The following is a 1,619-nucleotide window of genomic DNA, read 5'->3' as shown; positions in this document are numbered from 1 at the left end:
GCTCGGGGTCCGTGTGCAGGCCCGCCGCGCGGGCGCGGTCGTCGAGCGGCTCGCCGGCGGGTTCGGGCCGGTGCTCGACCCACTGCCCCCGCCGCCCCCGCGAGTCCGTGTAGAGGCGGTGGACGAACGTCCCGTCCGGCAGCGTCGCGAAGCTGACCATGTGGGTGCCGCCGTACGCCGTGCGCCCGGTCTCGTTGGCGACGTGCTGGCTCTCGCTGACGACCGCCAGCGGGTCGGGGACGAAGGTGTCGTCGATGCCCCGGCGGGTACGGACCACACCCGGCGGCCGGGCGCTCGAGCAGGCCTCCATCAGCACGGCGTGGTCCCTGGGAAGCCCGGCCAGGCTCGGACGCCGCCTGAGCATCGCGCCGGTCTCCCGCTGGTGGGTGTGGTGCCTCGGGTCCGTCGTGGTCGGTACCCGGGTCGCGCCCGGCCGGGCGTGGGCGCTGAAGACGTACACCGGTTTGCCGGCGAAAGGAACCGGCTCGTCGGCCTTGACCGCCTCCTTGGTGACCGGGTTGTAGTGCCACAGTTCCGACGACTCCGTCGCGAGTCTCAGTGCCGCGATACGGCGCGGCGCCTCGGAGTCCTCGAAGACGCCTCTGCCGATGGTCACGCCCCCGTCGCCGACGACGCTGTGCGACAGCGTCGCGCGCTCCCACTCCGCGGCGTTCTCGCGCTCCGCCGGGTCGAGCACCTGGCCGGGGGTACTGCGGATCCAGTCGGCGCGCGTCAGCCCCTCCCCGAACAGCAGGGAGACGACGTGGGGCCGCGACGGGTCCCGCTGCGGGGACACCTTCACGGTGCCGTTGGCCGACCAGACCTCCCTGCCGGCCCGGTCCGCCGCCCGGCGCGGCAGGTCCAGGCCGCGGGCACCGGCGTCGGGGACGAGCAGCACCACGGGGGTGCCCGGGGGCAGCCCGGCCAGCCGGGGGTCGCGGGCCAGCAGTTCGGCGAACACGTCGACCGGCACCTGGCGCGGGGCACCGTCGTGGCCGCGTACGACGATCCGCCGGTGGTCGCCCTCCGCCATGACGACGTACGGCTTCGGCTCACCGGGCCGGTGCCAGGGCGCGGACCGTACGTCGCCGCGCCCCAGGGTGCCGTCGGGCTGCCGGACCACCTTCCCCACCTCGGTGAGGTCGAGGCCGGGGATCGCGGCGTTCGTCCAGTTGCGGCCCCATATGCCGCCGTCGTCGTCGGTCAGCGCCCGGGTGGAGGACAGGACACCGCGGAGTTCCAGGTGGGAGGCGGCCAGGGCGGCCAGGCTGCCCGCCGACTCCACCTCCGGGGCCATCGCCACCCGGAACAGCTCGCCGCGCTGCGCGTCGGTCACCGGATGGGCACTGTCCAGGAGCAGCACCCGGCGGGTCAGGGCGTCCACGTCGAGCGGGCCGTCGCGGAGCGCGGGAACGGCCTGCCGGAGCTGGTCGAGGTGCGCGAGGGTGTCGCGGAGGGCGGGGTGGAGGGGGTTCGTCCCGATCGCGGGACCGAACACGTCCGTCAGCAGCCGGTCGTACAGCGCCTCGGTCGCCTGGGCCGGTCCGGGCCCGGGCTCGGGCTCGGACCCGGGCTCGGACCCGGGCTCGGACCCGGGCTCGGACCCGGGCTCGGACCCG

At 75.7% G+C, this 1,619-nt stretch carries 1 protein-coding gene; it reads right to left on the bottom strand.

From position 1 onward, the window contains the following. Positions 1-1,619 (bottom strand): lonely Cys domain-containing protein (locus B9S61_RS39565; RefSeq protein WP_181007750.1); only part of this gene is annotated, 1,619 nt, incomplete at both ends.

The sequence above is a fragment of the Streptomyces sp. SM1 genome, assembly GCF_002910825.1.
GTDB lineage: Bacteria > Actinomycetota > Actinomycetes > Streptomycetales > Streptomycetaceae > Streptomyces > Streptomyces okerensis.
Note: the sequence above shows the minus strand (reverse complement) of the source record. Positions and strands in the feature narration are given on the sequence as shown.